This window comes from Leisingera sp. (assembly GCF_034669605.1).
In the GTDB taxonomy this organism is placed as follows: Bacteria; Pseudomonadota; Alphaproteobacteria; order Rhodobacterales; family Rhodobacteraceae; genus Leisingera.
This window is the reverse complement of sequence record NZ_JAXMOX010000231.1, coordinates 1-6,742: the sequence shown is the minus strand read 5'-3', so window position 1 is coordinate 6,742 and position 6,742 is coordinate 1. Positions and strand designations below refer to the sequence as shown.

Annotated in this window: 4 protein-coding genes and 1 pseudogene; 3 read left to right on the top strand and 2 right to left on the bottom strand. The window is 60.6% G+C overall.

Features of this window, described 5'->3' with window-relative positions:
* Nucleotides 1-980, bottom strand: a pseudogene (locus tag VOI29_RS21205) (hypothetical protein); the annotation flags it as partial.
* Between the two features lie 839 nt (nucleotides 981-1,819).
* Between VOI29_RS21205 and VOI29_RS21200 the strand changes: the two are divergent.
* The 3 genes from VOI29_RS21200 (at nucleotide 1,820) to tig (ending at nucleotide 5,949) form a co-directional block, all read left to right on the top strand.
* A complete protein-coding gene (locus VOI29_RS21200) occupies nucleotides 1,820-2,938 on the top strand; it encodes a porin (RefSeq protein WP_323783433.1) in 1,119 nt (372 codons plus the stop codon).
* A 366-nt stretch (nucleotides 2,939-3,304) separates the two neighbouring features.
* Nucleotides 3,305-4,423 (top strand): porin, encoded by a 1,119-nt coding sequence (locus tag VOI29_RS21195; protein WP_323783431.1) that lies wholly within the window; start codon nucleotides 3,305-3,307, stop codon nucleotides 4,421-4,423.
* Nucleotides 4,424-4,617: 194 nt separating this feature from the next.
* Nucleotides 4,618-5,949: a trigger factor gene (tig, locus tag VOI29_RS21190; RefSeq protein ID WP_323783429.1), complete on the top strand. Its 1,332-nt coding sequence runs from the start codon at nucleotides 4,618-4,620 to the stop codon at nucleotides 5,947-5,949.
* A gap of 315 nt (nucleotides 5,950-6,264) precedes the next feature.
* Here the strand turns inward: tig and VOI29_RS21185 are convergent, their stop codons facing one another.
* On the bottom strand, nucleotides 6,265-6,735 hold the full coding sequence (locus VOI29_RS21185; RefSeq protein ID WP_323783435.1) for a lytic transglycosylase domain-containing protein: 471 nt from the start codon (nucleotides 6,733-6,735) through the stop codon (nucleotides 6,265-6,267).
* Between the last annotated feature and the right edge of the window lie 7 nt (nucleotides 6,736-6,742).

Here is a 6,742-nt window from a genome sequence, read left to right as displayed (position 1 = left end):
TCTCCCGCGGTGCCGGAGATGGTGACGCTGCCGGTCGGATCGTCGTTGACGTTGCTCACAGCGGCGGTCCCGGCGCTGATCACGCTTTCTGCGGTGCCTTCGCTGTCGGTGTAGCTGGCGGCAACGGTAATCACCGCGCCGACATCGTCCTGGGTCAGCGTGTAGGTGCCGCCGGTGGCCCCGGCGATGTCAACGCCGCCGCGCTGCCACTGATAGGTGATTGCGCCCAGCCCGTCTTCATCCGCGAGCGTGTTGGCGGCGGTGAGGGTCTGGTCCTCACCCGCGGTGCCGGAGATGGTGACGCTGCCGGTCGGATCGTCATTGACGTTGGTCACAGCGGCGGTCCCGGCGCTGATCACGCTTTCTGCGGTGCCGCCGCCGTCGGTGTAGCTGGCGGCAACGGTAATCACCGCGCCGACATCGTCCTGGGTCAGCGTATAGGTGCCGCCGGTGGCCCCGGAAATGTTCACCCCGTCGCGCTGCCACTGGTAGGAGATGGAGCCCAAGCCATCAGGGTCGGCGATTGTGTTGGATGCGGTCAGGGTTTGGTCTTCGGATGCCGTCCCCGAAATCGAAACAGAACCGGTGGGAGAGCTGTTCGTTGCTGGCATGTAGAAGCTGGAATAGGCATACTGGCTTACGGACGAACCGGATGCAACGGTATAAGCCGTGCCGTCCATAAATGCGTTGTACGCCGTGGCGTCGAGCGGCACGACAATTCCGCCTGAGGCTCCGACGCCCGACATCCACACGGCTTGGCCACCGGTACTTAATGTGAAGACATACATTGAGAAAGGGCCATCATAGGCTGTAGAGCCGGATGGGATGCCGGTAAAAGTGAACTCGGTAGACGCGCCGACGTCGACCGTCGAGTTCTCATCTCCGATGATCGCATCACGTGCGCCTGTGAATGTTTGGGTGTCGCTGGAGAAACTGCTCCAGACACTTTCCCAAGTGGCAAAAACAACAAAATCAGACATTTGTAACTACTCACTGCAAAAAGTTGAATGTGATGAAGCAGAGGTAAATCCTCTGCCATGCCGGATGATCACTGCGTCACAAGCGGGTCCGCTTTCTTGACTGCAGTGAACGGGTCAATGCCGTGTGAGACACTGCATGTGGGCCGAAAAGACGCGCCTCGAAAGTCGCCGCAGGCGTAAGGGGCTCTGTGACGAGCACTGTTAAGGAAAGTGGAGAGGGGGGCATTGCACGCTCCTTATACGTAATTCCGTATCTTCTCTTCCGCACGGGCATCCGCGGGATCGAAAGGCGTGGCAAGGAACAAATGCAAGTTTTCCAAACGCCAGCGCACCTCGTCCAGTTGATGGCGAGTACGTGATCACGGCGTTCGGACCAAGCTGGGTAAGCTGGGCATATCGGCAGGCTGGATCAGGCCTGTCAGTCTTCAAACAGTGAAAGTGCTACACGTTCGCCAGCCGGAAATCAAGTTCACAACTTAAGTTTTTCTCAAGGGTTGGCCGCCGGCGATTTTCCATTTTACTGTTTCGTGCTTTGTTCTGATAATGTCTTGTAAAATTTCTGGCCCAAACCCACTGAAAACAAGCCATTTTCGTGAATTTAGCTTCTGGCGCCGCAAGGCGTGGGGGGCAAGTCGCCTCCCCCGCACCATTCACATCTTCAGCGTTCAAACGCGAATGTTTCCGCTTACAAGCGGGAGAACCTGACTGCGATATTATTGCGCTTCCGGTCGGGGATTTCCCGCCGGTTCGGCAAGGAATGTGATATACTTGCTTCGGGCAGGCCGCGGGCAGCGGCTGCTAGTGTGTTCACCAGTTATCAGATGCAAGGGAGGGTTGTCGTGAGACATCTTCTTTCACTTTCAGCAGCGGCTGCGGCCGGGCTGTGCGTCGCGGGGCAGCCGGCTTCAGCGGAACTGAAATACTCCGGCAATTCCGGCGGCTCCGTCGAGATTTACGGTCATTTGAACCCGGCCATCATTTCTGTCGACGACGGCCAGCAGAGCGAAACAAATGTGCTGGACAATGATCTGTCCCGCTCCAGGGTCGGGCTGCGGCTGATGCAGCCGTTCGGCAGCAATACCTTCGGGTTCCGGTTCGAAACCGGGCTTGGCTTTCCGAATTCAACGGAAGTGAACCAGTTCGGATCGAACTACAGCGGCTGGACCCGGGCCGACCTGCGCCACGTGGATTTCTGGCTGGAGGGGAGCTGGGGCAAGTTTTCCGCAGGGCAGGGCAGTATGGTCGCCGACGGGGCGGCTGAGACGGACCTGTCTTATGTCGGCACTGCACTGTATTCTTATACCGCTGATGCCAATGCCGGATTTCTGATCCGGGACACAGCCGGAGCGCTGAGCGGGCCGGCCGTGGCCAGCGCTTATGACAATCTCGATGGCTCCCGCCGGGGCCGGATCCGCTATGACACACCGGACTTCAACGGCTTCTCTGCCGGGGTTGCCTGGGGGAAGAATGTTCTCTCTTCAGCGGATGATGCGGATTATTATGACATTGGCCTGTTTTACGGGCAGGACTACGGCTCAACAGCCTTCAGCGCCTCATTGGCGTATCAGGTGCGCGACAATGCCGGGGCTGAACGGTCGGATGTACTGGGCGCGGCCTCGGTGCTTCTGGACAATGGCCTCAGCTTCACAGTTGCGGGCGGCACCCGGGACGATGACGCAGCCGGCGCCAGCGACCCAAGCTATTACTACGCCAAGATCGGCTATGAAGATCAGTGGTTCAACTGGGGCAAAACCGGTGTCGGCGTGCATTATTATGACGGCGAGGATTTCAATGTCACCGGGTCCAGCGCCAAGGGCTGGGGGATCGGGGCGGTCCAGAAGGTCGAAAACCTTAATACCGATATCTACCTCACCTATCAGATGTATGAATATGAGGACGCGGCAGCGACCTATCAGGATCTGACCACCTGGGTTCTGGGCGCGCGCTGGAAATTCTGACCCTGCGCGGCGCAGCGCACTGAAACGCCGCGGGTGACCGCGGCGGTTTCTGCCGCTGTCCGCGGCGCCGGTCTGTGCAAAAATGACCATACTGCTGAGCGTATGCGCAGGGTTGCAGAAATTGCATGCCCCCTCTGAGTCCGGCGCGCGGCTGAATGTGACCTTCATCACCTAACGCATTGTCCGTAAGCGGTTTCTTGCAAGATGCGAATGTGGATAGGCGGAAATCCGCCTATCAATTTTCCCTGGTCTGAGTTTGAGTTTTCAACCCTGAATAGACGAAAAATCACGTGATAGCCCCTGGTTCAGGCAGCAGTCTCAGGGATGGAGAGACGTGCTGCAGACGGAACAGGAGACTCGAGGATTATGAGCACAAAATTTGCAGCGCGCGCAGGCGCTGCCTCGCTGGCCGCCGCTCTGGCAGCCCCGGCTTTTGCGGGACCCACTTACACCAATGACACCGGCGGCAGTTTCCGCTGGTACGGTCAGTTCAACCCCACCTTCCAGTCGTTCGATGACGGCCAGGAAGACTTCAACCGCCTGACCGACAATGCCGCGTCCAACTCGCGGATCGGCTTCTGGCTGGAGCAGGCCTATGGCGACAACACCCTGCGCTTCAACTTCGAGACCGCCTTCGGCTTCCGCAGCTCGGACGGCGTGAACCAGCTGTCCACCGGCGACAACGTCAGCTGGGACCGCACCAACATCCGCCATGTCGACTTCCAGTTCGACACCGCCCGCTACGGCCGCTTCTCGGCAGGTCAGGGCTCGATGGCAACCGATGGCATCACCGGAGCCGACTTCTCGGGCACCGGCCTTGGCGCGTCCAACTCGGTGGCGGATTCGGCCGGCGGATATGCGTTCCGCACCAGCGGCGGCGCCCTGAGCGGCGTTGATATCGGCGATGCCTTCACCGACCTGGACGGCAGCCGCCTGGGCCGCGTCCGTTACGACACGCCGGAGCTGGCGGGCTTCACCCTGTCGACCTCTTACGGCACCGATATCCTGAAGGACGCAAACGACCGCGAAAGCTATGACGTTGCCGTCCGCTGGGCCAATGACGACGCGGCCGGCTTTGCCATCGACACCGGCATCGGTGCGGCCTGGACCGAAGAGACCGGCAAGGCTGACCGCCGCGACATCTCCGGCTCCTTTGCCGTGCTGCACAAGGCCACCGGCCTGTCGCTGAACGTCGCCGCAGGCGAGCGCGACATTGCAGGCACCTATGCTTATGCCAAGCTGGGGTATAAGGCGGATCTGATCGCAGCCGGCTCCACCGCGTTCTCGGTCGATTACTACGATGGTTCGGACATGGTCACCGCCGGTGACAGCGCCGAGTCCTGGGGAGTGGCCGCGGTCCAGAAGATCGACGCGCTGAACGTCGAAACCTATCTGGCTTACCGTGACTATTCCTATGCTGATACCAGCGCTGCAACCTATCAGGACGCCAATGTGATCCTGGCCGGCGCACGCTGGAAGTTCTGACCTTCCCTCCCTCGGTTTCAGAACGGAAACACGCCCCTTTGCGGGCGTGTTTTTCTTTGCGCGGGCCGGAAATCCGCGCGATTGCGCGCGAAACCGGCAATGCCTCTTGCGCCGGGGCGCCGGGGGAAATAGAAGACCGCAAATTGTCTGGGGGCGCCTGCGCGCACGCGCCCCGAATCTCTATGGGGTATAGGATGCAGGTCACCGAGACGCTGAACGAAGGTCTGAAACGCGGCTACGCCATCACCGTCACGGCTGCCGAGCTGGACGAGAAGGTCAACGAAAAGCTCGTCGAAGCGCAGCCGGAAGTCGAAATGAAAGGTTTCCGCAAGGGCAAAGTGCCGATGGCGCTGCTGAAAAAGCAGTTCGGCCAGCGCCTGATCGGCGAAGCCATGCAGGAAGCCGTCGACGGCGCCATGAACAAGCACTTCGAGGACAGCGGCGACCGCCCGGCGCAGCAGCCCGACGTGAAGATGACCAACGACGAATGGAAAGAAGGCGACGACGTTAACGTCGAGATGTCCTATGAGGCACTGCCGGAAATCCCCGAAGTCGACTTCTCCGGCGTTGAGCTGGAAAAGCTGGTTGTGAAGGCTGAAGAAGAAGCCGTCACCGAAGCGCTGACCAGCCTGGCCGACACCGCCAAGGAATTCGAAGCCCGCGAAGACGGTGCGGCTGCGGAAGACGGCGACCAGGTTGTGATCGACTTTGTCGGCCGGATCGACGGCGAAGCCTTTGAAGGCGGCGCAGGCGACGACTACCCGCTGACCCTTGGCTCCAACTCCTTCATCCCTGGCTTTGAAGAGCAGCTGATCGGCGCCAAAGGCGGCGAAGAAAAAGACGTGACCGTATCCTTCCCGGAAGAATACGGCGCCGAGCACCTGGCCGGTAAAGAAGCCGTGTTCTCCTGCACCGTAAAAGAGGTGAAAGCCCCGAAAGCGGCCGAGATCAACGACGAGCTGGCCACCAAATTCGGTGCGGACGACCTGGACGCGCTGAAAGCCCAGATCACCGAGCGTCTTGAAGCCGAATATGCCGGTGCTGCCCGCGCGGTGATGAAGCGTGCGCTGCTGGACAAGCTGGACACTCTGGTCTCCTTCGACCTGCCGCCGTCGCTGGTCGAGGCCGAAGCCAAGCAGATCGCGCATCAGCTGTGGCACGAGGAAAACCCGGAAGTCGAAGGCCACGATCACCCCGAGATCGAGACCACCGACGAGCACAACGCCCTGGCCGAGCGCCGGGTGCGCCTGGGCCTGCTGCTGGCCGAGCTGGGCCAGAAAGCCGAAGTTGAAGTGACCGACGCCGAAATGACCCAGGCGATCATGGCGCAGGCGCGTCAGTATCCGGGCCAGGAACGTCAGTTCTTTGAATTCATCCAGCAGAACGCTCAGATGCAGCAGCAGCTGCGGGCGCCGCTGTTCGAGGACAAGGTTGTCGACCACATCATCGAGCAGGCGAAAGTCACCGAGAAAGAAATCTCCAAGGACGATCTGCAGAAAGCTGTCGAGGCGCTGGACGAGGAATAATCCTCTTTTGCCCTCAGCGTTACGGAAAGGCCGCCCTTGGGGCGGCCTTTTTCGTTCGGCCAGGCGCCGCAGCAGGACCCGATCCAGCGATCATAAAGGAATGGATAGACGGCCAGCCATCCCGCTGCAGGAGGTGCAGCAGGAACAGCATGCTATCAGTAGAACGGCAGTCCGTTAGAATCCTGCGAAAACTCCCGGCTGTTTCACGGCGGCAGGCTCCCGCCTGTCCTTGATGCCTGTCTGTGACAGGCACCGCGTCCCGTTGGGCCGGGCAGCGCCCTGCCGGGCGCTGCCGCCGCATGCTGCGCCGGGAAATCAGGGCCGCAGGCCGGTTTCCTTGAGCATGCCGCGGCGCTTGGCCTCGTGGTAATAGCCGCGGGAGTAATGCTTGACGGCCTGGGCCTGGCTGCCGTCGGCGATCAGCCAGGCGCCGCGCAGATATTTGACGGAATATTGCAGGTTTGTATCGGCATTCAGCAGCTCCTTGGGCTTGCCCCGGAACCCCATCGAGCGCGCGGTGGCAGGGAGGATCTGCAGCAGCCCGTAATAGGGCTGGTTCACCGCATGCGGCCGGTGGGTGCTTTCGCGCACTGCCAGCCGGTGCACCAGGCTGCGCGGCACCTCGTAATGATCGGCCCAATAATTGATTTTCTGCCGCAGTTCGGGCGTTTCATTGGGATAGAGCTGCGGCGTCTGCCGGGCCACCTCGGGCGGCGATACCGTGCCTGCGCAAGCCGTCAGAACCGCGGCGGCCAAAATTGAGATCAGAATGTTACGGCGCGTCATGCGACCT

Excerpts from the sequence above, each read along its gene's own strand:
- VOI29_RS21195 (WP_323783431.1), top strand. The coding sequence starts at position 3,305 with ATGAGCACAAAATTTGCAGCGCGCGCAGGCGCTGCCTCGCTGGCCGCC.
- tig (WP_323783429.1), top strand. The coding sequence starts at position 4,618 with ATGCAGGTCACCGAGACGCTGAACGAAGGTCTGAAACGCGGCTACGCC.
- VOI29_RS21185 (WP_323783435.1), bottom strand. The coding sequence starts at position 6,735 with ATGACGCGCCGTAACATTCTGATCTCAATTTTGGCCGCCGCGGTTCTG.